Raw genomic sequence first — 25,062 nt, forward strand, 5'->3', positions numbered from 1 at the left:
GTGACGCTGGCCAAGGAGCAGGCGCTCCGTGCGGTGAAGTCGGTGAGCCGGACGGTGGGTCGGTTGACCGCCGGGTCACGGATGACGCCCGGGTTCCTGATCGTGGGGGCGCAGCGCTGCGGCACCACATCGCTGTTCAAGACGCTGTCCCAGCATCCCGGGGTGCTGCCGCCCGCTTACCACAAGGGCGTGCACTACTTCGACATGGACTACCACCGGGGCGGCAACTGGTACCTCGGGCACTTCCCCACCACGGCGAAGGCGGAGGCGGTCCACGCGCAGCTCGGCGTACGCGGGATCACCGGGGAGTCCAGCCCGTACTACATGTTCCACCCGCTGGCGGGGCAGCGGATCGCCCAGGACCTGCCCTCGGTGAAGCTGCTGGTGCTGCTCCGGGACCCGGTGGAGCGCGCGTACTCGGCGCACTCGCACGAGCTGGCCCGGGGCTACGAGCCCGAGTCGTCGTTCGAGCGGGCGTTGGAGCTGGAGGAGGAGCGGACCGCCGGCGAGTGGGAGCGGATGCTCGCCGACCCGATGTACGCGAGCCACCACCTCCAGCACAACGCGTACCTGGCCCGGGGACGGTACGTCGAGCAGCTGGAGCGACTGGAGATGCTGGTCGGCCGGGAACGGCTGCACGTCATCGACAGTGACGACTTCTTTGCCGACCCCCGTCCGTCCTTCGACGCGGTCTGCGACTTCCTCGGTCTGCCCCGTTGGGCGGACATCTCCTTCGGCAAGCACAACTCGCGCTCCCGCTCGCCCATGTCGGCGGAGCTGCGGGCCCGGCTGGAGGCGCACTTCGCCCCGTACGACGAGCGGCTGGCCACCTGGTGGGGACGCGTGCCCTCGTGGCGGCGGTGACCACGACGGACGCCGCCCCGCGCGGGGCGGGCCTGGACGGCGTGGCCCGGCAGGGTGTCGCCAACCTCGTCGGGGTGGCCCTGGCCGCGGTCGCCGGGTTCGGCCTGAACGTGGTCGTCACGCGGGGGTGGTCGGTACGCGAGGCCGGCATGTTCTTCGCGGCCACCAGCGCGTTCATGATCGCGGCGACGGCCGCGCGGCTGGGCACCGACGTCGGCACCGTCTACTTCGTCAGCCGGCACCGCACCCTCGACCAGCGGGACCGTATCCGCGGCACGATCCTGGTCGGGCTGCTGCCGGTGCTGGCCGTCGGCACCCTGCTCGGTCTCGCCGGATGGCTGGCCGCTCCGGCGCTGGCCGAGCTCACCATGCCCGGGGCCGGCCCCGACGCGGTGACCGCGCTGCGCATCCTGCTGGCCTTCGTGCCGCTCGCGGCGCTCAACGACTACGCCCTGGCCGCCTGCCGGGGCTTCGGGCAGATGCGACCGCTGCTCACCGTGGAACGGCTCGGACGCACCCTGGTGCAGTTCGTGGCGGTGGCCGTGGCCGCGTGGCTCGGCCTCTCCGCCACCACCGCGCTCCCGCTGGCCTGGGCGGTGCCGTACCTGCTCGCCGCGGCCGTGGCGCTGGCCTGGCTCAGCCGGCTGGTCGGCCGGGCCGGTCGGCAGGTCACCCGGCCCGTGCCCGCGGGGGAGCTGGCGGGGCCGTTCTGGCGGTTCACCGGCCCGCGGGCGCTGAGTGGCCTGGCCGCCATCGTCGTCCAGCGGCTGGACATCGTGCTGTTGGCAGCCCTGCGCGGGCCGGTCGATGCGGCGGTCTACACGGCGGCGACCCGGTTCCTCGCCCTCGGTCAGCTCTCCGGCGTCGCCCTGTCCAGTACCGTCCAGCACCGGCTGGCCGCCGCGTTCGCCCGGGACGACAGGGAGGAGGCGCGGCAGCTCTACCAGACGGCCACCGGGTGGTTGGTGCTGCTCTCCTGGCCGGCCTACCTGCTCTTCGCGGCCTTCGCGGAGCCGATGCTGGCGCTCTTCGGCTCCGGCTACGGCAGCGGTCGCCGGGTGGTGGTGCTGCTCGCGCTGACCATGCTGGTGGCGACCGGCTGCGGCATGGTCGACATGGTCCTCAACATGGCCGGGCGCACCGCCTGGACCTTCTACAACGCGATGGCCGGCACCGTGCTCAACGTGGTCGCCAACGTCGCTCTCATTCCCGGGTACGGCATTCTCGGGGCCGCCGTGGCGTGGACCGTGTCCATCCTGGTCACCAACCTGGTGCCGTTGGCCCAGCTCTGGTGGTCGTTGCGGCTGCACCCGTTCGGGCGCGGCACGCGCACCGCCGCCGGGCTGGCCGTCGCCGCCCTGGGCCTGCCGCTCGGAGCCGCCAGCCTCCTCGACGCCGGGCTGCCGGTGCTCACCCTGGTGGCGGTGGCGGGCACCGCGGCGTACCTGGCCGGCGCCGTGCGGTACCGCCGGACCCTGAACCTCGACGCGCTCCGCGCGCTGCGGCGGGGCAGGGGCCGCGCCGGCGCGGCCCCGGACGCCCGATCCTGACCCCCACCCGCACACCGATGGGACACCGATGACGAGCAGCATGCCCCTCGCCCCGCACACCGGCCTGTCCACCGTGAAGGCCGCCAAGCTCGCCGCCGTCGGCCTGCTGGCGGACCGGAAGGAACGCCGCGAGCTGGATCGGCCGGCGGAGTCCGCCAACCGGAAGCTCAGCCTGAAGGTGGAGCGGCCAATCTTCATCCTCGGCGCACCGCGCTCCGGCACCACGTTCCTGGGCAGCTGCGTGGGGGCGCTGCCGGACGTCTCGTACCACTTCGAGCCGCGACTGACCAAGGCCGTGGCCCGCTGCGTGTACGAGGGCAGTTGGAGCCCGCAGCGGGCGGCCCGCTACTTCCGGGGCTACTACGGGGCGCTGCTCGCGGCGTCCGGTCACGGCGGGCTGCGGTTCGCCGAGAAGGACCCGGAGAACTGCTTCATCGTGCCGTTCCTCGCGGAGGTCTTCCCCGACGCGGTCTTCCTGCACATCTCCCGGGACGGCCGGGACGTGGCGGTCTCGCACGCCGAGCAGCCGTGGCTGAACGCGGCGTCGACGGGCAGCGGCCGGAGCGGCCGGGGCGGTACGCAGTGGGGCGCGACGCCCCGGTTCTGGGTGGAGCCCGAACGACGCACGGAGTTCACCCAGGTCTCCGACCTGGGACGGTCGGCGTGGATGTGGCGGCGTTTCACCGGCAGCGCCCTGGCGCAGCTCGCCGAGCTGCCCGCCGAGCGGGTACGCCACCTGCGCTACGAGGACATCGTGAGCAGGCCGGCCGAGGCCGCCGAGGTGGTGGCCGACTTCCTCGAGGTGACCGACCCCTCGGGTCGGCAGGCGTTGCACGCCCGCTTCGGCAAGGCCCGCCCGAACTCGGTCGGTCGGTGGCGGCAGCGACTGGACTCCAAGGACCTCACCGACGTCCTGCGCCAGGCTGAACCGCTGCTCACCGACCTCGGCTACACCGGGTGAACCGCGTCTGCGGGTAGAGTGCTCCGGGTCGCCCGCCCGTCTGGCGTGCCACCCGGTGACGGGGGCCGCCGCGCTGACCGACCGTGGGGCCGGCGACCTTCCTGGGGAGAGGTTGCGGTGGTACGACGGTTAGGACGGACGATGGCGGCCGTGTTCGCCCTGGCCTGCCTGACGCCGGCGGCGACGGCCTGCGAGTGGAGAACGACCCCCGAGGCGAAGGAGTCGCCCCGGGTGGTGTCGGCAGCGCCCTCGGTGACGCCACGCACCGCTCCCGTGCGGACCACCGGGCGCGGACCGGAGCCGCCGGAGACGGGCGCCTGGCTGGGCGCGTGGGTCAAGCCGGAGTACCACAACCCGACCGGACGGGCCGCCGCGCTGGCGGAGTTCGACCGGGCGGCCGGCGGCAGGCTCGGCATCGCCCACATGTTCCAGAAGTGGAACGACCCGTTCCCGGGGGCCAACGAGGAGGCCTTCCAGGCACAGGGGAAGCTCCTGCTGATCTCCTGGCAGGGTACGGACACCCGGTCGACGGTCAGTGGGATCTACGACTCGCTGATCCGTCAGCGCGCCGAGGACGTCAAGGCGTTCGGGGCACCCGTGCTGCTGCGCTACCGCTGGGAGATGGATCGGCCGAACCTGGCCGCGAGCATCCACTCACCGGAGGACTACGTCGCCGCCTGGAAGCACGTCCGTGGCATCTTCACGGAGGTCGGTGTCACCAACGCAGGCTGGGTGTGGTGCCCGCACGCGGACGGCTTCGCCGAAGCGGAGCGGCGGGCGGCGGCGTACTACCCGGGTGACGACCAGGTGGACTGGCTGTGCGCCGACGTCTACCCGGGACCCGAGTGGGCGAGCTTCAGCAATCGGATGGACCACTTCATGGCGTTCGCGCAGAAGCATCCCCGTCCCGTCATCATCGGTGAGTTCGGTCTCACCCAGGAGGGACGGCCGGGGCAGCGGGCCGACTGGATGCGCGAGGTGGGGCCGTACATCCGCAAGCATCCGCAGATCAAGGCCGCGGTCTACTTCGCGGCGAAGCAGACCGAGAAACCCCTGTACGACAGCACCTTCGGCAACGATCCGGAGAGTGCGGCGGTGTTCCGCGAAATGGCGACGGACCCGTACTTCAGCCCTCCCCTGCCCACTCGTTGATCTCACCCTCGTCTTTTCGTGTGACCCCGGACGATTTCTCGGCCAGAAAGAGGTTTCCCGGGTGGACGCGCGGGACCTGGGTGCGAGAAAGTGTTGCCCTCACGACTGTGTCCGCCGGCCGACGTCCTCCCGCGTCCCACGCCGGTGCCGACGCAGCGTCTCCGACCTTCTGACCGGAGTTGCCTGTGGCTTCCTCATCCCTGAGACACCGCTCGGTGTCCGTACTCGGCGCTGCCGCCCTCGGCATCGCCACCCTGTTCCATCCCGTGCCCGCCTTCGCGGCGGCCGCACCGGACCACACCACCATGGTCAGTGAACTGCCGTCGGACAAGTCGCCGAACATCAACGACGGCAGAGTGGGAGCGGTCTACGACGCGGGCACGAAGGTCATCGTCGGCGGTTCGTTCACCAGGGCGCAGGATCGTGGCGCCTCGACCGTCGAGGTCACCCGCAACTACCTGCTGGCCTTCGACAAGGCCACCGGAAAGATCGACCCGGCGTTCGTCCCGCAGTTGGACCGGATGGTGACGACGATCATCGCCGGGCCCGTCCCGGGCACCGTCTACGTGGCCGGCGAGTTCACCACCCTGAACGGGCAGAACGGCTTCCGGAAGCTCGCCCTGCTCAACGTCGCGGACGGCAGCCCCGTCGCCGGTTTCAAGGCTCCCGCCTTCAACGGCACCATCAACGACGTCGTCCTGGTCGGGGACCGGCTCATCGTCGGCGGCATCTTCACCACCGTCGGCACCGCCACCCGCAACGGCCTGGCCTCGCTCAACGCGACCACCGGCGCGCTGGACAGCTACCTGACCGTGTCGCTGACCGAGAACCACAACTGGACCAGCACCAACGGCGGCGCCAAGGCCGGTGTCGGCACCGAGAAGATGGCTGTTTCGCCGGACGGCAGCGACCTCGTCGTCATCGGCAACTTCAAGAAGGCCAACGGCGTCGTGCACGACCAGATCGTGCGCATCGACCTGGGTGACGCCGCCGCCTCCGTCTCGGACTGGAACACCGACCGTTACTCGCCGGCCTGCCGGTACATCTCCTTCGACTCGTACGTGCGCGACGTGGCGTACGCACCGAACGGCGACTACTTCGTCGTCGTGACCACCGGTGCGCCGTACCCGGGGACGCTCTGCGACACGGTGGCCCGCTGGGACACCGCCACGAGCGGCGGCAACCAGGAGCCCACCTGGATCAGCTCCAGCGGCGGCGACACCTTCCTCTCGGCCGGCATCAGCGAGAAGGCCGTGTACGTGGGCGGCCACTTCCGCTGGCTGAACAACCCGTTCGGCGGGGACAAGGCAGCCCCCGGCGCGGTCGGCAGGGCCAGCATCGCGGCCCTCGACCCGGCCAACGGCCTGCCGCTGTCCTGGAACCCCGGCCGCCACCCGCGCGGATACGGCGTCACCGAGATGCTGGTGACCCCGCAGGGCCTCTGGCTCGGCAGCGACCAGGAGTGGATCGGCGACTTCGACCACAAGCGGGCACGCATCGCGTTCTTCCCGCTCACCGGCGGCGACGCCCCGCACTCGACCAGCACGAAGGGTCTGCCGGGCGACGTCTACCAGGTCGGCGGTGCCAAGCCCACCAACGTGCTGTACCGGGTGAACGCCGGCGGCACCGCGATCACGGCCACCGACGGCGGCCCGCACTGGGCCGCCGACACCGCCACGGAGCCGAGCCCGCGGCACAACGACGGCAGCGCCGTCGCGACGTACACCACCAACGCCACGCTGGACCCGACCGTGCCGTCCGGAACCCCGGTGGCGCTGTTCAACAGCGAGCGCTGGGACTACGCGGCCGACCCGAACATGCAGTGGGACTTCCCCGTCCCGACCGGCACCCGCGTCGACGTACGGCTCTACCTCGCCAACCGCTACGCCGGCACCGGCACCGTCGGCAAGCGGAAGTTCGACGTCAGCATCGACGGCGTCGTGAAGCTCAACGACTTCGACCCGGTCGCCGGCGCCGGCGGCACCAACCGGGGCACCATGCGGTCCTTCCCGATCACCAGCGACGGCAACGTGGACATCGACTTCGGCCACGTGCTGGAGAACCCGCTCGTCCAGGGCATCGAGATCGTCCACACGCCGCCGGCTCCCGAGGTGCTCCACCGCGTGAACGCCGGCGGTCCGCAGCTGGCCGCGCCGAGTGGACCGGCCTGGGCCGCCGACACCCTCGCCGCGCCCAGCCCTCTCCACAACGAGGGCAGCACCGTCGCGGCGTACAGCACCAACGCCACGCTGGACCCGACCGTGCCGTCCGGAACCCCGGTGGCGCTGTTCAACAGCGAGCGCTGGGACTACGCGGCCGACCCGAACATGCAGTGGGACTTCCCCGTCCCGACCGGCACCCGCGTCGACGTACGGCTCTACCTCGCCAACCGCTACGCCGGCACCGGCACCGTCGGCAAGCGGAAGTTCGACGTCAGCATCGACGGCGTCGTGAAGCTCAACGACTTCGACCCGGTCGCCGGCGCCGGCGGCACCAACCGGGGCACCATGCGGTCCTTCCCGATCACCAGCGACGGCAACGTGGACATCGACTTCGGCCGCGTGCTGGAGAACCCGCTCGTCCAGGGCATCGAGATCGTCAAGGTCCCGTCGGTGCCGGTCGGTCCCGCGGGCAGCCTGGTCCGCCGGTCGTACGACGGAGCCACCACGGTCGGCTCGGCCGCCGTGGTCTCAAACCCCGACGGCACCGACTGGTCGACGATCAGGGGCGCTTTCTGGGTCGGCGGTGACCTCTTCTACGGCAAGGGTGGCGAGCTCTACCGTCGGTCGTTCGACGGCAGCGCCTTCGGCACCCCGACCAAGCTGGACCCGTACCACGACGCCAAGTGGGACCTCGTGGTGACCGGCTCCGGCCCGGAGGGGCAGACGTACGCCGGCATGGCGTCGAACTACCTCGGCGAACTGTCGAGCGTCACCGGCGCGTTCTACACCGGTGGCCGCCTCTACTACACGCTGGCGGGCGAGAGCAGCCTGTTCTGGCGCTGGTTCAGCCCGGACAGCGGCACCGTCGGGGCGGAGCGAATGACCGTGGCGGGCACGACGGCCTTCGCCGCGGCGGGTGGCATCTTCCTGGACGACGACACGCTGTACGTCGTCTCCCGGACGTCCGGCACCCTCTCCTCGATGGCCTGGTCGGACGGCGCGCCGACCGGCGCCACCACGCTGCTCAGCGGCCCCGACGTCGACACCGTCGACTGGCGGTCGACCGCGATCTTCGTCGGTCCGTGATCTGAGCCCTGCAACGACGATGGCCCGGCCGTTTCGGCCGGGCCATCGTCGTACGGTGGGTCGTCGTACGGGCGGGTCACACCCGGCTGGCGTGGTCCCGCGCCCAGACCCGCATGATGTCCCGGACCGAGATCACCCCGGCCACCTCGCGGCCGTCGAGCACCACGAGATGCCGGAAGCCTCCCCGGGCCATCGCTGCGGCGGCCTCCTCCACCGTCCACTCCGGTCCGGCGTAGACGACGTCCCAGGTCAGGTGGGCCCCGGTACGCTCGACGTCGCAATCCAGTCCGGCGCCGATCGCGTTGAGCACATCTCGCTCGGTCATGATCCCGACCCCCTCGGAGTCCGGGTCGATCACGACCGCCGACCCGACACCGCGGGCCGACATCATCTGGGCCGCCTGCCGGAGCGTGTGCTCCGGACCGACGACGAGGACCTGGTTGGACATCGCTTCCCGAACCTGCATCACGCATCACCCCTTTGGGACGGTGGCACCCGGTACGGACATCGTGCGCCCGGTGTGTTTCCGGGACAAGACCGGGCATCATTCCGGTACGGGACCGGGCATCGGCGCGGCGGCCCGTCCCTCGCTACTGTCGACGCGTGTCCTCCGAGCCCCTGCGCTGCGCCGGCGCCCTGATCGTCGACGACGACGGCCGCCTCTTCTTCCAGCGACGGTCCCCGGACCGGCGCCTCTTTCCCAACTGCTGGGACATCGTGGGCGGGCATCTGGAACCGGGCGAGGACGTCCAGGACGCGCTGCGCCGCGAGGTGACCGAGGAGACCGGCTGGACCGTCTCGCACGTGCTCGGCCCCGTCGGTGAGTACACCTACGTCGGCGACGACGGGCTCACCCGGGTCGAGAGCGACTGGCTGATCCGGGTCGACGGCGACCTCTCCCGTCCGCGGCTGGAAGCCGGCAAGCACACCGAGTACCGGTGGCTCGCCGAGAACGACCTCGACCTGCTCGACGAGCACCGGGACGTCAACGACGGCCTGATCCGGCGGATCGCGGCGGAAGCCTTCGCCGCCCTACACTCGATCGGTCTGTGAACGACACCGTCGAGCTGGCGCCGCACCGCTTCGCCGGCCTGGTCGCCCCGGCGGTCGACCGGGCGTTCGTCGCCGGCATGCTCGCCGGCCGCGACGGCGGGGGCGCCGAGCTGAGCCAGCGGTACGGCGGACCGGCAGCCACCGGTTTCCTGGTGGAGCTACGCACCCGGCTCGCCGTGCCCGGTGGGACGGTGGACGGCGCGGGGTTCGCCGCGGTCACCCGCTACCGGGACCCGGCCACCTGCCAGCGCGCCCTCGACAAGCACGTCGCATACGGGATGATCCACCGCCGGCCCGACGGTGGGCTGTCCGCGACCGAACGGGGCACGGCCTTCCTCACCGAGCTGTATCAGGTGCACGCCGAGGTGACCGAGGAGCTGTGGGCCGGTCACGACGACCGGGTACGGCGGCTGGTCGAGGCGTTCGGCCGGGTGCTCGCGTACGCGCTGGTGCTCGCGGAGGACGGCGGCGAGCCGGACGGCGCGTTCACGGCCGTCGCACCGCCGCACGAGCCCGACGGGACCCCGGCCGGCGTGCTGCTGCTCAACCGCCTCGGCGCGCTCCGGTACCACCGCGCGGACGCGCACGCCGCGGCGTGGACGGCCGCGGGGCACAGCCCGGCGAGCATCACGGAGCTGGAGCCGGGGTCGGAACTCCTCGCCATCGAGCTGGAGACCGACCGTCGGGCGGCCGGGCCGTACCTGGTGCTCACCGCCGAGGAGCGGCTGAGCGTCCTCGCCGACCTGGCGGCGCTTCCCGGCTGACCGGCGTTGCCGACGGGGCGCCGGGACGGCAGAGCTATCCTCCTTCGGTGAACGCCGGACGAACAGGAAACGATGTCAGCATGGTCGGTATGGTGCTGGCAGCGGGCGCGGGCCGCCGGCTCCGCCCGTACACCGACACCCTTCCCAAGGCCCTGGTGCCGGTGGACGGGGAGACGACCATCCTCGACATCGCGCTGCGCAACCTGGCCGAGGTCGGGCTCACCGAGGTCGTGGTGGTGGTCGGCTACGCCGCCGACGCCGTCCGGCAGCGCCAGGCCGACCTGGAGAAGAAGCACGGCGTCACGATCACCCTCGTGCACAACGACAAGGCCGAGGAGTGGAACAACGCGTACTCCCTCTGGCTGGCGCGGGAGTGGTTCGCCCGGGGCGTCCTGCTGGTCAACGGCGACACCGTGCACCCGGTGAGTGTCGAGAAGACCCTGCTGGCCGAGCGCGGTCCCGGCGTCCTCCTCGCGATCGACACGATCAAGCCGCTGGCTGAGGAGGAGATGAAGACCACCTTCGACGCGGCCGGCCAACTCACCCGGATCACCAAGCTGATGGACCCGGGCGAGGCGTACGGGGAGTACATCGGCGCGACGCTGATCGAGCCGCACGTCGCCGACGCCCTCGCCGCCGCGCTGGAGACCACCTGGCGGCGCGACCCGAACCTCTACTACGAGGACGGTTACCAGGAGTTCGCCGAGTCCGGTGGCGAGGTGCGGGCCGCGCCGATCGGTGACGTCTCCTGGGTCGAGGTCGACAACCACGACGACCTGGCCCGGGCGCGGGAGATCGCGTGCCACTGCTAGCCCGTACGGTCAACACCCCGCTGGCCATCGAGGTCCGACGGGGTGCGGTGGCCGACCTGGGCGCGCTCCTGGCCGACCGGCGCATCTCGGCGGGTGGCGACGTCGCCGTCGTCGTCGGCCCGGGGCAGGGCGAGAAGATCGTGGAGCTGTGCCGGCCGTCGCTCGGCGCGGCCGACGTCTTCACCGTCACCGGCGGCACCATCGACGCCGCCAACGAGCTGGGTGACCGGCTTCGCCGCCGTGCCTACGACGCCGTGGTGGGCATCGGTGGCGGGAAGACCATCGACACCGCGAAGTACGCCGCCAGCCGGTACGGCATCCCGATGGTCACCGTGGCGACCAGCCTCGCCAACGACGGCATCGCCTCCCCGACCGCCTCCCTAGACCACGAGGGCGGCAAGGGCTCGTACGGCGTGCACATCCCGATCGCCGTCCTCGTCGACCTGGACTTCGTCGAGAGCGGCCCGGACCGGCAGACGCAGGCCGGGATCGGCGACGCGGTGAGCAACCTCAACGCCTGCGCCGACTGGGAACTCGCGCACCAGGTACGCGGCGAGCCGATCGACGGTCTGGCGGTCACGCTGGCCCGTACCGGGGCCGAGGCGCTGATCAACCACCCCGGCAAGATCACCGACGACGGTTTCCTCACCACGCTGGCCGAGGCGCTGATCCTGGGCGGGATCGCCAGTTCGGTGTGCGGGTCGACCCGCCCGGCCAGCGGCGGCGACCACGAGATCTCGCACGCCATCGACCGGCTCTTCCCGGGCACCGGCTCGCACGGCGAGCAGGTCGGGCTCGGCGCGCTGTTCTGCACGTTCCTCCGTGGCGACCTCGAACGGTTCGGTCAGCTCTCCCGCTGCCTGCACCGGCACGGACTGGCCACCACCCCGGGCGAGCTGGGCCTCACCGACGACCAGTTCGTCGACGCGGTGCTCTTCGCGCCGCAGACCCGCCCGGACCGCTACACGATCCTCGAACACCTCGCCCTGTCCGCCGACGACGTCCGGCACCGGTTGGGAGACCACGTTGACGCCCTCCGTGACCACCTTGGCTGAGCCCTCCCACCCGACGTTGTCGGACTTCCACCGGGTCAACCGGGGCGGCGGCCTGTTCAGCGAGTCCGTCAGCCAGTGGCTGGGGGCCGGCTTCGCGGTCGTCGGGCACCGGCTCGGGCTGCGCCCGACCGCGCTGACCATCACCAACCTGGTGATCGGGCTGGCCACCTCGGTCGCCGTGATCGCGCTGGCCGAGCCGGTCGCCGCCGGCCGGGTGCCGGCCTGGATCGTCGGCGTGCTCGCGCTGGTCGGCTGGCAGGTCGCGTACGCCCTGGACTGCGCGGACGGGCAGCTGGCCCGGGTGACCGGGCAGGGCAGCGCGGCCGGCGCGCGGGTCGACGTGCTCTGCGACGTGGCGGCGCAGATCGCGCTGGTGGCGGCGCTGACCGCGACCACCATGGCCCAGGCGCCGTCCACCCCGACGTGGTTGGTGGCCGCGTTCGCCGGCACCTGGATGGTGAACCTGGTGACCTCGGTGATGCAGGCCGGCCCGAACGCGGCCAGCATGGTCACCTCGACCTCGCTCCCCGTACGCCTGGCGAAGCTGGTGCGCGACTACGGTGCGGTGATCTTCGTGGCCGCGCTGGTGCTGCTCTTCGCACCCGCGCTCAGCCTCTGGGTGGTGGTCGCGTTCACGATCGTCAACGGCGGCTTCCTGCTGGCCAGCATCGCCTTCTCCGCCCGGGCCTCGCTCCACTGACCGCCCCGGGTCGGTCCTCGCTGACGCAGGCATCCTTTCCGCACGTCTGATCACACATAGTCACGGGCGGTTCTCGGCAACTGTCCGTGGTCGCCGTCGCTGGCTGCCGTACACCGCTCCACGCACTTTGCTCTGCACCCCGATAGGCACCACCCGGCTGACCTGGGTCTTCAGGGATGGTGTCAGGTCGGGTTAATGTCTGCACCAGGTACTCAGCGTGAGTGGCGCGTGTGCGGGTGCAGAGCAAAGGGGCCGAGGGCGACGGACGGCAGGGGACGGTTCGTTACGTCCAGTGACGGCAGTCCGGGTACTGCTTCCCGTCGCCGCCGAGGACGGGACGGCTTCCACGTCCGGGCCGGCCACCCCGAAGCGCGGGCCAGCCGGCCGAAGGCGCGGGCCGGCCCGAGGCGCGGGCCGGCCCGGTCTCTCACGCCGCCCGGGAGGACCGGGCGACGTCCGCGTAGATGTCGAGAAGACGCTTGGTGACCACGTCCGGGTGGAAGGTGCGCTCGTAGCGGAGCCGGGCGGCCGGGGCCAGCGCCGCGGCTCCGGCGGTCGCCACCGGAAAGGCGGCGGCCAGCGCGGCCGGCTCCGGCGGCACCACCCAGCCCGCCTCACCGGCCAGCACCCCGCCCGGCACGCCCGGGACCGAGGCACTGACGGCCGGGCCGGTACCCGCCGGCTCGCGGGGAGTGTCCGCCCCGACCAGGTACGGGATGCCGCCGAGGGCCGTGCCGAGCACCGGCCGGCCGGCCGCGAGCGCCTCGATGATCACCGTGGGCAGCACGTCGTGCCAGGTGGAGGTGGCGAGCACCACGGCGCTCGCCTCCAGTGCCGCGCGGACGCCCGTACGGTCCAGCGGGCCCAGGAAGGTCACGTCCGAGCGTTCCGCCGCGGCGGCCTCCACCAGTGGGCGCAGCTCACCGTCCCCGGCGATGCGCAGCGGCCCGCGTGCGCCGTCCGGGTGCCGCCGCCACGCGTTCAGCAGCAGGTCCAGCCCCTTCTCCGGAGAGAGCCGGCCGAGGAAGAGGAATCCTTCGCCGAGCGGGGCGGGACGGCCCGGGTCGGGGATCGCGTTGGGCTTCACGACGATCCGGTCGTCCGGGATGCCGTAGTCGCGCAGGTGGTCGGCGACGGCGGTGGTCAGCGCGATGAACCGGTCCACCGACTTCCAGGTCGGCCGGTGCACGGCGAGCGTGGTGGCCATCAGCGCGCTCTGCGCCCGCGACCCCCGGTAGCAGCGGTGCACCACCGCCGGGACGCCCAGCGCCCGACCCCGGCAGTCCTGGCAGATCATGCCGTCGCGGAAGTACAGACCGGAGGAGCAGACCTGCCGGTAGTTGTGCACCGTCTGCACCACCGGCACACCACGCCGGTGCGCGGTCCGCACCACCCAGGGCGACAGCAGGGGGTACGGGTTGTGCAGGTGCAGCACGTCCGGGCGGTGCTCGGTGAGCAGCCGGTCCAGGTCGTGCTGGGCCTTGGGTGCCCAGATCGGCGAAATCGGCAGCAGCGCCTTCGCCGCCTTCGACATCGAGGGGATCTCGTCGGAGCTGCGAATGAACGGCAGCACCTCCACCCCGGCCGCCGTGAGCTGGGTGATCTCCACGTCGACGATTGTGTTCTCACCGGAGGGCTGAGCCTCGCGGTACCGGTTGTGCGCCACCACCACTCTCACGGGAAAGAAGGCTACCGTTGGCTGGTGCCCGAACTACCGGAGGTTGAGGCGCTCGCGGGTTACCTGCGACAGCGCGCGGTGGGGCGGCGTGTCGACCGGCTGGAGGTCGCCGCGATCAGCGCCCTGAAGACGTACGACCCGGCCCCGCCGGCCGCGGCCGGGCGGACGGTGACGGACGCGCGGCGGCGCGGGAAGTTCCTCGACGTGGTGCTCGACGGCGACCTGCACGTGGTGGTCCATCTCGCGCGGGCGGGCTGGCTGCACTACCGGGAGGCGTTCCCGTCCGCCCTGCCGCTGCGGCCCGGGAAGGGCCCGATCGCGCTGCGGGTGCGCCTCGACGACGGCTCCGGCTTCGACCTGACCGAGGCCGGTACTCAGAAGAGCCTCGCGGTCTACCTGGTGACCGACCCGGCGACGGTGCCCGGGGTGGCCCGGCTCGGCCCGGACGCCCTCGCCACCGACCTGGCCACGTTCGCCGAGCGGCTGCGCAGCCGGCGGGGCCAGGTCAAGGGGGTGCTCACGGACCAGACCGTGCTGTCCGGCGTGGGCAACGCGTACTCGGACGAGATCCTGCACGCGGCGAAGCTGTCGCCGTTCGCGCTGACCAACAGGCTGACCGACGACCAGGTGGCCACACTGCACGCGGCGACCCGACAGGTGCTCGGTGACGCGGTCACCCGGTCGCTGGGCCAACGGGCCGCCGAGCTCAAGGGCGAGAAGCGGTCCGGCCTGAAGGTGCACGCCCGCACCGGCCTGCCCTGCCCGGTCTGCGGCGACACGGTCCGCGAGGTGTCCTTCGCCGACTCCAGCCTCCAGTACTGCCCGACCTGCCAGACCGGCGGCAAACCGCTCGCTGACCGACGGTTGTCCCGCTTGGTACGGTGAGTGACGACGCTCTCGATTACGGAGAGGAATCGACCTCCCCGCGCCGAACGTCCGAGTCGCGGCTCTACCCTCCTCGCCATCCATCGGTATAGTGGCTCGGTCCCCGGCTTTCGAATTGGCTTGAAGCCGGCCAGATGCCAGGCGGCACCGGTCGTACGCAAGGGCCCTTCGGGTCCAGGCACCCCTCCGGTGGCCGCATGGGAGACTGGAACGGTGGGCGACCCGGGCCCTCACGGCGAGTGAGCGGCGCGAGTCATGCGGGAGGACATGGGTGAGGTGACGACAAGCCTCCAGCGCCCGGTAACCAACACAGGCCGGAGCAAACTCGTGCGGCACGTCGACAGCTTCGAGATCCAGCCGCCGACGCCGCCGTCCCACAATGGCGTACCCCGGTCGGCGTGGGCCCGAGCTCGGCGCCGGGTGTCGCGCTGGCACCGTCCCTACACCGCAATCCTGCTGGTGCTGGACTTCGCGGCAGCGGCCTTCGCCAGCTTCACGGCGATCCACACCTTCGACCAGGCGCGCTCCGGGTTCTACAACGCTCAGGAGGACCCGACCTGGTTCTACACAGTCGCGTTCGTGCTCCTGCCACTGGGCTGGCTGATCACCCTGTGGGGCAACCGGGCATACGACCGCCGTTACCTGGGTTTGGGCCCGGACGAGTTCAAGCGGGTGAGCCGGGCCGGCGTCACCGTCGCCGCCAGTGTCTCATTCCTCGCGTTCGCCACCGTCACACAGCTCTCCCGCTGGACGGTCGGCACCGCCCTGCTCGGAGCGCTGCTGCTGATCCTGCTGGGCCGGATCCTGGCCCGGTTCGTGCTGCACGTGATCCGGCGCAACGTGGGCCAGGCCGGGCACCGCATGGTGCTGGTCGGCACGCTGCCGGAGTGCCTGGAGGTCTACCGCACGGTCACCCGGAGCCCGTCCGCGGGCCTCGTTCCGGTCGCGATCCACATCACCGACGGCTACGCCGCCGTGCGGGGCATGGAGACCCCGGTCCCGGTGTACGCGGGCCGCGACGTCCTCGCCCTGGTCCGGGAGGTCGGCGGCGACACGATCGCGGTCTGCGGCTCGGCCAGCGCTGAGCCGGGCGAGCTGCGCCGGCTGGCCTGGCAACTGGAGGGCTCCGGCGTCGACCTGGTCGTCGCCCCGCAGCTCACCGACATCGCCGGCCCCCGCGTGCACATCCGGCCGATCGAGGGTCTGCCGCTGCTGCACGTCGAGGAGCCGACCCTCTCCGGGCCGGCGCTGCTGGCGAAGAACCTCCTCGACCGGTTCGCCGCCGCTCTGGGCCTGCTGCTGCTGATTCCCCTCTTCCTGGCCATCGCGATCGCGATCCGGTTCAGCGACGCCGGCCCGGTCTTCTTCCGCCAGCCCCGAGTCGGCCACGAGGGGCGGACGTTCCGGGTGTGGAAGTTCCGGACGATGTACGTCGACGCCGAGGACCGCCTGGCCAGCCTGGTCGACCAGAACGAGACCGACGGCATGCTGTTCAAGATGAAGCAGGATCCCCGGGTCTTCCCGGTGGGCCGCTTCCTGCGGGCCACCTCGCTGGACGAGCTGCCGCAGCTGATCAACGTGCTCAAGGGCGAGATGTCGCTGGTCGGGCCGCGCCCGCTGCCCGCCGACGACGGCGACTTCCTCGGCGACGTGCGGCGGCGGCTGCTGGTCAAGCCGGGCATGACCGGCCTCTGGCAGGTGTCCGGCCGTTCCGACCTGTCCTGGGACGAGGCGGTCCGGCTGGACCTCTACTACGTCGACAACTGGTCGCTCGCGTACGACCTCAGCATCCTGTGGCGGACGGTCGGGGTGGTGCTCGCCCGCAAGGGCGCGTACTAGCGCATCGGGCGGCCACCCGTCAGGATCGCTGCGTGGGTGGCAACCTCTCCGCCGTCTTCGGCGTCGTCTCACTGGTCACCGCGCTGGCCGCGGCCCTGTACGCGGTGGCGCGCCTGCGTGGCCGGCGGGGCATCGCCACGGCCACCCAACGGGCCACGTACGAGGTGCTGCACACCGCCGGGCTCGCGGCCGAGCCGCTGCGTGCCGGGCTGACCGCCACGCACGCGGCGAAGGCCGTACGCCACCTGCGGGCGCTGGTGGGGTCGGCCGGGCTGGCGCTCACCGACACCGACCGGCTGCTGGCCCTGGACGGGCGCGGCGGCCACCACGACGCGCAACTGGTCGCGGCGGCCCGGCGGGCGGTGGCGACCGGCCGCTCGACGGTGCTCGGCGAGTCGGAGCTGCAGTGCGACCGGGTGGACTGCCCGGTGCGCGGCGCGGTCGTCGCCCCCCTCGACGGGCCGCACGGCCGGGCGACCGGGGCGCTGATCGCGGTCGCCGACGGCCCGCCCGCTCCGGGACTGGTGCAGGCGACCCTGGAGACGGCGCACTGGGCGGGCAACCAGCTCGCCCTGGCCGAGCTGGACTCCTCCCGGGAGCGCCTGGCCCGCGCCGAGGTACGCGCGCTGCGCGCCCAGATCAGCCCGCACTTCATCTACAACGCGTTGACGGCGATCGGCTCGTTCGTTCGGACCGACCCGGATCGGGCGCGGGAGCTGATCCTGGAGTTCGCCGAGTTCACCCGCTACTCGTTCCGGGCGCACGGCGAGTTCACCACGTTGGCCGAGGAGCTGCGGTCGATCGACCGGTACCTGACGATCGAGCGGGCCCGCTTCGGCGACCGGCTCCAGGTGCGGTTGCAGATCGCCCCGGAGGTGCTGCCGGTGACCCTGCCGTTCCTCTGCCTGCAACCGCTGGTGGAGAACGCGGTCCGGCACGGGTTGTCCCGCAAGCCGGGCACGGGCATGGTGAGCATCGAGGCCCGGGACGCGGGCACCGAGTGCCACATCACGGTGGAGGACGACGGGGTGGGGATGGATCCGACCGCGCTGACCGCCGGCATCGCCGAGCTGGCGGGTGCCACCGGCGACCCGGGCGACGACCCGGGCGGGCACGTCGGGCTCTCCAACGTCGACGAGCGGCTCCGGTCGGTGTTCGGCGACGGCTTCGGCCTGGTCGTCGAGACCGGCCTCGGCGCCGGCACGAAGGTGAGCATGCGGGTGCCGAAGTTCCATCCGGGCGTACGGGCGGGTTCATGAGCGAGCGGAGCGGCCTCGTGCACCCCGGATTCCTGCGGGTGCTGGCGGTGGACGACGAACTTCCGGCGCTGGACGAGCTGGCGTACCACCTGCGGGCCGACCCGCGGGTGGCCCGCCTGCACACGGCGGGCGACGCCACCGAGGCGCTGCGGGTGCTCCGCGACGACGACGTGGACGTGGTCTTCCTCGACATCCGGATGCCCGGCCTGGACGGCATGGAGCTGGCCCGGGTGCTGCGCCGCTTCGCCCGGCCCCCGGCGATCGTGTTCGTCACCGCCTACGACGACGGCGCCGTGGACGCGTTCGACCTGGGCGCCACCGACTACGTGCGCAAGCCGGTCCGGGCCGATCGCCTGGCCGAGTCGCTGCGCCGGGTGATCGGCTCGCGGGTGGTGCCGACGCATCCGGCGGCGCTGGCCCGGGCGGAGGAGGATCCGACCATCCCCGTGGAGCTGGCCGGTACCACGCGGATGCTGCCCCGCTCGGCGGTGCGGTGGGTGGAGGCACAGGGCGACTACGCGCGGCTGCACACCGCTGACGGCTCGCACCTGGTGCGGGTGTCGCTGGCGACCCTGGCCGAGCGCTGGGCGGACGCCGGGTTCGTCCGGATCCACCGGTCGTACCTGGTGCAGTTGAAGCTCATCGCCGAGCTGCGCCTGGTCAACTCGGGCTACGTGGTGGTGGTCGACTCGGCCGAGCTGCCGGTGAGCCGGCGGCACACCCGGGAGCTGAAGGACAAGCTGGTGCGGGCGGCCAAGCAGGACTGGAGCCGCTGACCCCGGCCGGCGCGGGCCGGGCCCACCGGCCGGGCCGTCAGTCCCGGGTGACCCGGCTGTCCGCGGCGTGCAGCGGTAGGTAGTGGTCGAAGAAGAGCGTCTTCGTCAGGTCGATCCGGCCGGCCACGCCGAACGTGGTGAAGAGCGACATCATCCCCTCCTGCACGGAGTACGCGGACATGCCCAGGTCGGCAGCGATCCGCCGGGTGCTCCGGCCACGTACGACCCCACCCAGCAGCCGCCACTGCCACGGCTGGAGTTTCCGGGCCCGACAGACGAACTCGCTGACCTGGTGCGGCCGGATCCGCTGGACGGTGACGTCGACCGAGTTCTCCCGGTGGGCCGCGTGGAACGCGAGCCACCGCCCGTCGTGCCCGGCGCCGCTCGCGTCGACCAACCCCGACAGGCGGCCCCGGGTCACCGCGACCCCGACCCGGTCCAGTTCCGTGGTGTCGAGCAGCGCCCGGGCGTCCTCGCTCAGGTCGAAGAGCCGGCCGTCGGCGGAGATGGTCAGCGCCCCGGTCACGGGTGTGCGGGGCCGGGGCGTCGTCGGCCGGGCCGGGCCGGCCGGCTCGCGCCGGGTCAGTCGGGCCAGCCGTTCCCGCGCGTTCCGCCGGACGCGGGCCGGCCCGGCAGCCTCCTCCGCGGTGGTCCCGGCAACCGGGGCGCGATCCTCACCCCGCACGAGGGTGCGGCGCAGCGCCGCGCCGAGCAGCGGACCGGCGGGTGTGAGCTGAGCCAGGTCGGCCTCGGTGAACCGGCCACCTGCCCGGTACAGCAGCAGCGCACCGCACGTCCCGACGTCGTCGGTGAAGGTCAGCCGCAGCTCGTCGGTGAAACCCCGCGGATCCAGGATGGTGCGGAACCGGCGGCTGACGTACGGGTCGCCGTGGGTGGCGGTGACCAGACCGCCGGCGAACGGACCGTCGGCCAGGTCGACGAGCTTGAGCACGTCGTCCTGTCCGTACTCGTTGGCGAACAGCTCGTGCTCGAACCCGGCGTCGTGCAGGTCGCCGTCGATCACGCAGGACGCCCACATCAGCGTCATCGGGTCGAGCACAGCCCAGATCGCCAGGTCGAAGCCGACCGCGCCGCGCAGCAGCAGGCTCGCCCGGCGGCGCAGCGTGACATGGTCGAGGTCGCCGTCCAGATGCTCGCGCAGTCGGTTCCGGAACGGGGTGTGCGCGGCGATCGCCCCCACGTGCCAGGGGGCGAGGTCGTCCGAGCCCGACCCGGGATGCCGCCGCCCGGAGGAACCGGACCGGACGCTGACGTCGGCCGGGTCGCTCCCGTCCTCGAGGACGTCGTCGAGGACGTCGTGCGTCCCCTCGATGGGCACCCGGATGCCGGCGGCGTGCGCCAGCGTCACCGCCACCTCCTTACTGGCGGGCCGCCGCGTCGGGTCCTTGGTGAGGCAGCGGTGCAACAGGTCGGCGACCACCGGCGGCACGCCGGGCAGGCGGGGCAGGGGCGCCGGCTCCTGGTACGCGTGCGCGGTCAGCATCTGGGTCACGGTCTCGGTGGTCCACGGGGGCCGGCCGGCGAGCATCCGGTAGAGGATCAGCCCCAGCGCGTAGACGTCGCTGGCGGCCACCACCCGGTGCCCCAACAGCCGTTCCGGTGCCAGGTACGCGGCGGTGCCGAGCACCTGACCGCTGCCGTCGGTGTCGTCGGCCTGCCCGACGGCGGCGGCGAGACCGAAGTCGACCACCTTCGCACCGGTGGGCGTGAGCATCACGTTGGCCGGCTTGACGTCGCGGTGCACCAGCCCGTGGGCGTGCGCGCTGGCGAGCGCCGACGCGATCTCGGCGTTGACGCGCAGGGCCAGCTCGACGGAGACCGGGCCGCGCTTGAGCCGGTCGGCCAGCGAACGTCCGGGCAGCAGTTCCATCACGACGAACGGCACCCGCTCGCCGTCGGCGGTCACCGATTCGCCGTAGTCGTACACGTTGGCGACGTGCGGGTGGGTCAGCCGGGCGGCGGCGCGCGCCTCGGCGAGGACCCGGCGACGGGATCCGGCGTCACCGGCGTACTGGGGGGTGAGGACCTTGACCGCGACCTGGCGGTCGAGTACCCGGTCGAAGGCGCTCCAGACAACCCCCATGCCGCCCACACCGAGCTGGCTGACCAGCCGGTAACGCTGGCCGAGCACCTCTTGTCCCCGCACGATGTCAGTCTGCCCCTCTCCGAGCCTCCCCGCTCTGTCCAAAGTCGGTCTGTGCCGAGCTGTTACCTGGAGGCGGGTGAGCCGTGCACCGTCAGCGGGCGAAGGCGTCGAGGAGCCGGATCACACCCGGTCCGACGACCACGACGAAGAGCGCCGGGAAGAGACAGAAGATCATCGGAAAAAGGATCTTGACAGGTACCTTCTGTGCCAGTTCCTCGGCCCGCTGCCGACGGCGCAACCGCATCTCGGCGGCCTGCTGGCGCAGCACGTTCGCCACCGGCACGCCCAGCGTGGTCGCCTGCACCACCGCCGACGCGAAGGCCCGCAGCTCGCTGACGCTGGTGCGGGCGGCCATCTCGCGCAGGGCCTCCACCCGGGGCCGACCGATCTGCATCTCGTGCAGCACCCGCGCGAACTCGCCGACCATCGGGCCACGTCCGTTGCGGACGACCTGGGCCAGCGCCGCCTCGAGTCCGAGGCCCGCCTCCACCGTCACCACCAGCGTGTCCAGGATGTCGGGAAGGGTGCGACGGATCTCCTGCTGGCGTTCCTGTGCCAGGTGCAGCACGAGCAGGTCCGGCCCGAAGAACCCGACCACCGCGCCGACCACCGCCCAGGCCACCGTGCCGCCCGGGCCGGCGGCCAGCAGACCGAGGACCAGACCAGCGGCGGTGCCGACGAACAGGAACAGTCCCTTGTACGCGAACAGGCGGTCCGCCGGGAGCCACGCCGGGTTGCCCGCCTGGTCGAGCCGTCGGCCCAGGCCGGTCAGACCGCCCGCCGGAGTCAACCGGCGGCCCAGGTCCGTGGCCTGCCGGGTCAGCGCACCGTCGCCGCCGGAGGCGGGCCCCACCTCTGCCGCCCCGGGCAGGCGGTAGCCCTGGTCGGCCGTCCGCAGCGTGCGCCGTACGGCGGCACGTCCCCGGTCCGGGATCACCGCGACGAGGGCCACCAGCAGGGCGACGAAGAGTGCACCGGCCCCGACCAGCAGCAGCAGGACGTCCACCCGTTACACCTCCACCTTCAGCCAGCGGGCCATCCACACGGTGCCGACCACCATGAGGACGGCCGCGCCGACGACCATGGCCAACCCCTCGGGAGTCGTCCACAGCGGTTCCAGATAGTCACGCCGGACCAGCAGCATCCACGCCGCCATCACCAGCGGCAGCGCGACCAGGATGTACGCGGACAGCCGCCCCTCGGCGGACAGGGCCCGGACGTGCCGGCGCAGACGGTCCCGCTCGCGCAGGGTCTCCACCGCGGTGGCCAGGACCTCGGCGAGGTTGCCGCCGGTGTCACGTTGGATGCGGACCGCCATGACCGCCCAGGCCAGGTCTTCGTTCCCGACCCGCTGGGCGGTCCGTTCGAGGGCGTCGTCGAGGTCGGAGCCGAGCCGCACCTCGGCCAGGGCTCGCCCGAACTCCACCGTCAGCGGGCCCGCCGGGAAGTCCCGCACCACCCCGTCGAGCGCCTGGGACAGCGAGAAGCCGGACCGCAGCGAGCCGACGATGAGCTGAAGGGCGTCGGGGAGCTGTTCGGCGAAGGTCCGCCGGCGACGCGACTCGCGCATCCGTCGGTAGAGGCTCGCGCCGAGCCAGCCGAGAAGGGCTCCGAGCAGCGCACCGAGCACTCCGCCGAGGAGCCCGAACAGAACCGTGCCGCCGACCACGGCGGCCACGCGCCACGCCACCCACTCCCGGGGGCGCATCGTCATTCCGGCCCGTTCCAGATCGCGACCGATCTTCTCCTCGCCCCCCCGGGACCGGACCAGCCGGTCGGAGAGGGCGAGCAGCGGTCCGCCGGCACGGCCGTCGGGGTGTGCCGGCACCACCCGGTCGGCGGCGCTCACCCCGCCCGGGCCGACACGGAAGCGGTCCACCTGCTGGAGCCGGCTGCGGGACACGGTGCCGCCCACCCCGAACACCACGAGCAGGGTCGAGAGCAGCAGGACGCCGAAGACGAGCAGTCCGAGAGGACCCGGGGCGAGCGAGGGCAGGCGCAGCGGGCCGCGCTCCGCGTCGGCTGCCGGGGTGGTGGTCCGGTCGGCGAACCGGACCGGCACCGCCGCGCTGGCCCGCGACGCGTCGGTGCCGGCGGTGACCGTCAGCGTGGTGCTGCGGCCGGCCAGCTCCGGCGGGACCGCCACGGTGACGGTGACCCGCGCCGGCACGGTCGCGGCGAGGGCGCGCAGCGCGTCGGGGAGGGCGTTCCCGGCGGCCGTACGGACCGTACCTCCGGAGGACGCGGCGAGCCGGCGCAGCCGACCCAGCCCCTCGTCGTCGGCGCCGAGCCGGACCAGGTCGAGGCGGTCCCCGGCGGCGGTGACGGCAGCCGCCGCCGCGTTCGCCGCTTCCTCGTCGTCGTCACGTCCGGCGGCCACGACCACGAGCCGGCGGTCGGCGGTGGGCCCGCCGAGCGTGACCGCCGAGCGCAGCGCGTCGTAGATGGCCGGCCCGCCGCTCGCGGCCAGGTCGTCCACCGCCGCGCGCACGGCGGCCCGGTCGCCGGTCGGCCGCGCCACCACCACCGGTTCGGCGCCGGCCGCGACCAGGCCGACCGCGACGTCCGCCGGCAGCGCCGTGACCAGCGCGAGCACCCCGTCCCGCGCCGCCTGCAACCGCGCGCCGGCCAGGCGGCCGTCGACCACGACGACGACGGTACGCGGACCGCCCGCCGACGCCTCCGGCGCTTCCGGTGCCACGCTGACGGGCAGGCTCCACCCGTCCCGCGCGACGGTCAACGGGGGCAGGTTCCCGTCCCTGGTCCGAGGCACGTCCACGACGAGGCGTACCCGCTCCGGGGTGACCTCGTCGACGACGGCCGTCAGATCGGCGGCGGCGGGCGCGGCGGTGGCCGGCGTGGTGAGCGTGAGGGAGGCGGCGGCGACCGCCACGACCACGAGGGCCCGGCGGGTCACCACGACGTGCCCTCGAACAGGCCGGCGGGCAGCGTGATCCCCGCGTCGGCGAGGGTGTCGAGCAGGCGGGGACGCAGCCCGGTCCAGCGCAGGACGCCCCGGTGCCGACCGTCCGTGTCGTAGCCGGCCCGGTTGTCGAAGACGAACAGGTCCTGCATGGTGACGATCTCGCCCTCCATGCCGAGCACCTCGGTCACGTGGGTCACGCGGCGGGTGCCGTCGCGCAGCCGGCTCTGGTGCACGATCAGGTCCACCGCCGACGCGATCTGCTCGCGGATGGCCCGTATCGGCAGTTCCAGGCCGGCCATCAGGGCCATCGTCTCCAGCCGGGCGACGGTGTCCCGGGGCGCGTTCGCGTGCACCGTGGTCAGCGAGCCGTTGTGGCCGGTGTTCATGGCCTGGAGCAGGTCGAGCGCGGCGCCGTCGCGCACCTCGCCGATGACGATGCGGTCGGGGCGCATCCGCAGCGCGTTGCGGACCAGGTCCCGGACGGTGATCTCGCCGCGCCCCTCGATGTTGGGCGGGCGGGACTCCAGCCGCAGCACGTGGTTCTGCCGGAGCTGGAGCTCCGCCGCGTCCTCGATGGTGACGATCCGCTCCTCCGGCGGGAGGAAGCTGGACAGCACGTTGAGCGTGGTGGTCTTGCCGGAGCCGGTGCCGCCGCTGATCACCACGTCGAGCCGGCCACGTACGCACGCGTAGAGGAACTGCGCCACCTCGGGCGTGAACGTGCCGAATCCGATCAGGTCGTCGGTGGTCAGCGCCTCCCGGGCGAACTTGCGGACGGTCAGCATCGAGCCGTCCAGTGCCACCGGGGGCAGGACCACGTTGACCCGGCTGCCGTCGGGCAGGCGGGCGTCGACCATGGGGCTCGACTCGTCGACCCGCCGGCCGACCCGGGACACGATCCGGTCGATCACCCGGCGCAGGTGCTGCTCGTCGACGAACGTGGCCTCGACGCGGTGGATCCGGCCGAAGCGCTCCGCGAAGATCTGGTCCGGCCCGTTGACCATGATCTCGGTGACGTCGGGGTCGCGCAGCAGCGGCTCGATCGGGCCGTGGCCGAGGATCTCGTCGAGAAGTTCCGCGGCGATCCTTGCCGAGTCCGCGACGGCCAGCGGGGAACCGTCCCGTGCCAGCACCTCGTTGACGGTGTCCCGGACCCGCTGTTCCAGCACCGCGTCGGCGGTCCGGTTGTCGTACAGCTGGGGGCCGAGGATGTCGAGCAGCTCGCGGTGCACCCGCATCCGCAGTGCGGCGGCGGACGAGCCGTTGGAGACGGTGACCGCGCCGGACGTCCGGCCGCCCCGGCCGCTGTCGTGCTCCGGGTAGCGCTGGGCCAGCCGGTCGGTGAGGCTCATGCCGGCACTCCGCCGCGCTCG

20 protein-coding genes are annotated in these 25,062 nt (G+C 72.6%); 14 read left to right on the forward strand and 6 right to left on the reverse strand.

Annotation, left to right across the window (positions count from 1 at the left end):
* The 5 genes from ACTMSW_RS23375 to ACTMSW_RS23395 all read left to right on the forward strand — a co-directional run bounded on the left by ACTMSW_RS23375 (position 1) and on the right by ACTMSW_RS23395 (position 7,775).
* The gene (locus tag ACTMSW_RS23375; protein ID WP_441182818.1) at positions 1–864 is read left to right on the forward strand and encodes a sulfotransferase family protein; all 864 of its coding nucleotides are present in this window, start codon (positions 1–3) and stop codon (positions 862–864) included.
* Positions 861–2,414, forward strand: coding sequence for a lipopolysaccharide biosynthesis protein (locus tag ACTMSW_RS23380; protein WP_441182819.1), 1,554 nt, complete (start codon positions 861–863; stop codon positions 2,412–2,414). Before ACTMSW_RS23375 ends, ACTMSW_RS23380 begins: the two co-directional genes overlap by 4 nt.
* 28 nt (positions 2,415–2,442) lie before the next feature.
* The gene (locus ACTMSW_RS23385; protein ID WP_441182820.1) at positions 2,443–3,375 is read left to right on the forward strand and encodes a sulfotransferase family protein; all 933 of its coding nucleotides are present in this window, start codon (positions 2,443–2,445) and stop codon (positions 3,373–3,375) included.
* A 141-nt stretch (positions 3,376–3,516) separates the two neighbouring features.
* Positions 3,517–4,527 carry a glycoside hydrolase family 26 protein gene (locus ACTMSW_RS23390; RefSeq protein ID WP_441182821.1) on the forward strand — a complete coding sequence of 337 codons (1,011 nt, stop codon included), beginning with the start codon at positions 3,517–3,519 and terminating at the stop codon, positions 4,525–4,527.
* Positions 4,528–4,742: 215 nt separating this feature from the next.
* Positions 4,743–7,775, forward strand: coding sequence for a malectin domain-containing carbohydrate-binding protein (locus ACTMSW_RS23395; protein WP_441182822.1), 3,033 nt, complete (start codon positions 4,743–4,745; stop codon positions 7,773–7,775).
* Between the two features lie 76 nt (positions 7,776–7,851).
* On the opposite strand, the gene ACTMSW_RS23400 is transcribed toward ACTMSW_RS23395, so the two are convergent.
* Positions 7,852–8,241, reverse strand: a complete 390-nt coding sequence (locus ACTMSW_RS23400) for a CBS domain-containing protein (protein WP_441182823.1) — start codon at positions 8,239–8,241, stop codon at positions 7,852–7,854.
* Between the two features lie 137 nt (positions 8,242–8,378).
* On the opposite strand from ACTMSW_RS23400, the gene ACTMSW_RS23405 reads away from it, so the two are divergent.
* From ACTMSW_RS23405 to ACTMSW_RS23425, 5 genes are all read left to right on the forward strand, one after another.
* On the forward strand, positions 8,379–8,828 hold the full coding sequence (locus ACTMSW_RS23405) for an NUDIX domain-containing protein (RefSeq protein WP_441182824.1): 450 nt from the start codon (positions 8,379–8,381) through the stop codon (positions 8,826–8,828).
* Entirely contained in the window at positions 8,825–9,592 is a 768-nt protein-coding gene (locus ACTMSW_RS23410; protein ID WP_441182825.1) for a hypothetical protein, read from the forward strand. The genes ACTMSW_RS23405 and ACTMSW_RS23410 overlap by 4 nt, the downstream gene beginning before the upstream one ends.
* An 80-nt stretch (positions 9,593–9,672) precedes the next feature.
* Positions 9,673–10,404, forward strand: coding sequence for a sugar phosphate nucleotidyltransferase (locus tag ACTMSW_RS23415; RefSeq protein WP_441182826.1), 732 nt, complete (start codon positions 9,673–9,675; stop codon positions 10,402–10,404).
* Positions 10,392–11,459 carry an iron-containing alcohol dehydrogenase family protein gene (locus tag ACTMSW_RS23420; RefSeq protein ID WP_441182827.1) on the forward strand — a complete coding sequence of 356 codons (1,068 nt, stop codon included), beginning with the start codon at positions 10,392–10,394 and terminating at the stop codon, positions 11,457–11,459. The genes ACTMSW_RS23415 and ACTMSW_RS23420 overlap by 13 nt, the downstream gene beginning before the upstream one ends.
* On the forward strand, positions 11,443–12,159 hold the full coding sequence (locus tag ACTMSW_RS23425; protein WP_441182828.1) for a CDP-alcohol phosphatidyltransferase family protein: 717 nt from the start codon (positions 11,443–11,445) through the stop codon (positions 12,157–12,159). The genes ACTMSW_RS23420 and ACTMSW_RS23425 overlap by 17 nt, the downstream gene beginning before the upstream one ends.
* Positions 12,160–12,586: 427 nt before the next feature.
* Here ACTMSW_RS23425 and ACTMSW_RS23430 read toward each other — a convergent pair whose 3' ends face one another.
* Positions 12,587–13,837 (reverse strand): glycosyltransferase, encoded by a 1,251-nt coding sequence (locus ACTMSW_RS23430; protein WP_441182829.1) that lies wholly within the window; start codon positions 13,835–13,837, stop codon positions 12,587–12,589.
* Between the two features lie 24 nt (positions 13,838–13,861).
* Here ACTMSW_RS23430 and ACTMSW_RS23435 point away from each other — a divergent pair, with 24 nt between their 5' ends.
* The 4 genes from ACTMSW_RS23435 to ACTMSW_RS23450 all read left to right on the forward strand — a co-directional run bounded on the left by ACTMSW_RS23435 (position 13,862) and on the right by ACTMSW_RS23450 (position 18,596).
* Positions 13,862–14,722 carry an Fpg/Nei family DNA glycosylase gene (locus ACTMSW_RS23435; RefSeq protein WP_441182830.1) on the forward strand — a complete coding sequence of 287 codons (861 nt, stop codon included), beginning with the start codon at positions 13,862–13,864 and terminating at the stop codon, positions 14,720–14,722.
* Between the two features lie 267 nt (positions 14,723–14,989).
* Positions 14,990–16,561 carry a sugar transferase gene (locus ACTMSW_RS23440; RefSeq protein ID WP_441182955.1) on the forward strand — a complete coding sequence of 524 codons (1,572 nt, stop codon included), beginning with the start codon at positions 14,990–14,992 and terminating at the stop codon, positions 16,559–16,561.
* Between the two features lie 32 nt (positions 16,562–16,593).
* Positions 16,594–17,820, forward strand: a complete 1,227-nt coding sequence (locus ACTMSW_RS23445) for a sensor histidine kinase (protein WP_441182831.1) — start codon at positions 16,594–16,596, stop codon at positions 17,818–17,820.
* Entirely contained in the window at positions 17,817–18,596 is a 780-nt protein-coding gene (locus ACTMSW_RS23450; protein WP_441182832.1) for a LytR/AlgR family response regulator transcription factor, read from the forward strand. Before ACTMSW_RS23445 ends, ACTMSW_RS23450 begins: the two co-directional genes overlap by 4 nt.
* A 37-nt stretch (positions 18,597–18,633) precedes the next feature.
* Here the strand turns inward: ACTMSW_RS23450 and ACTMSW_RS23455 are convergent, their stop codons facing one another.
* The 4 genes from ACTMSW_RS23455 to ACTMSW_RS23470 all read right to left on the reverse strand — a co-directional run bounded on the left by ACTMSW_RS23455 (position 18,634) and on the right by ACTMSW_RS23470 (position 25,041).
* Positions 18,634–20,763 carry a protein kinase domain-containing protein gene (locus tag ACTMSW_RS23455; RefSeq protein WP_441182833.1) on the reverse strand — a complete coding sequence of 710 codons (2,130 nt, stop codon included), beginning with the start codon at positions 20,761–20,763 and terminating at the stop codon, positions 18,634–18,636.
* A 91-nt stretch (positions 20,764–20,854) separates the two neighbouring features.
* Positions 20,855–21,769, reverse strand: coding sequence for a type II secretion system F family protein (locus ACTMSW_RS23460; RefSeq protein WP_441182834.1), 915 nt, complete (start codon positions 21,767–21,769; stop codon positions 20,855–20,857).
* 3 nt (positions 21,770–21,772) lie between these two features.
* A complete protein-coding gene (locus ACTMSW_RS23465) occupies positions 21,773–23,683 on the reverse strand; it encodes a type II secretion system F family protein (protein WP_441182835.1) in 1,911 nt (636 codons plus the stop codon).
* A complete protein-coding gene (locus ACTMSW_RS23470; RefSeq protein ID WP_441182836.1) occupies positions 23,677–25,041 on the reverse strand; it encodes a CpaF family protein in 1,365 nt (454 codons plus the stop codon). Before ACTMSW_RS23470 ends, ACTMSW_RS23465 begins: the two co-directional genes overlap by 7 nt.
* Positions 25,042–25,062 lie beyond the last annotated feature (21 nt).

This window comes from Micromonospora sp. BQ11 (genome assembly GCF_052068135.1).
In the GTDB taxonomy this organism is placed as follows: Bacteria; Actinomycetota; Actinomycetes; order Mycobacteriales; family Micromonosporaceae; genus Micromonospora.